Annotated in this window: 1 protein-coding gene; it reads right to left on the bottom strand. The window is 61.8% G+C overall.

All coding sequences use genetic code 11. From position 1 onward, the window contains the following. Window positions 1-317: SDR family NAD(P)-dependent oxidoreductase (locus VC352_RS24830; RefSeq protein ID WP_322982159.1), on the bottom strand; the 317-nt coding region annotated here is incomplete at both ends.

The following is a 317-nucleotide window of genomic DNA, read 5'->3' as shown; positions in this document are numbered from 1 at the left end:
CTCTTGTCGCGCAGGATGCCGGCGTTGTTGACCAGCACGTCGATGCGGCCGAAATGATCAAGCGCGGTTTGTACTATTTTGTCGCCATCGGTCACCGAATCATGGTTGGCCACGGCGGTGCCGCCAAAGGCGCGAATCTCTTCCACCACCTTGTCGGCGGCGGAGGCGTTGGCGACTTCACCGTGGGTGCTGCCTCCCAGATCGTTGACCACCACCTTGGCGCCATGGCGGGCGAACAGCAGCGAATGGGCACGGCCCAGACCACCGCCGGCACCGGTGACTATCACCACTTGATCTTCGAAACGGACGGTATCGTT

Origin of the sequence: Pseudomonas sp. C11 (genome assembly GCF_034683865.1) — a bacterium.
Taxonomy (GTDB): domain Bacteria; phylum Pseudomonadota; class Gammaproteobacteria; order Pseudomonadales; family Pseudomonadaceae; genus Aquipseudomonas.
Note: the sequence above shows the minus strand (reverse complement) of the source record. Positions and strands in the feature narration are given on the sequence as shown.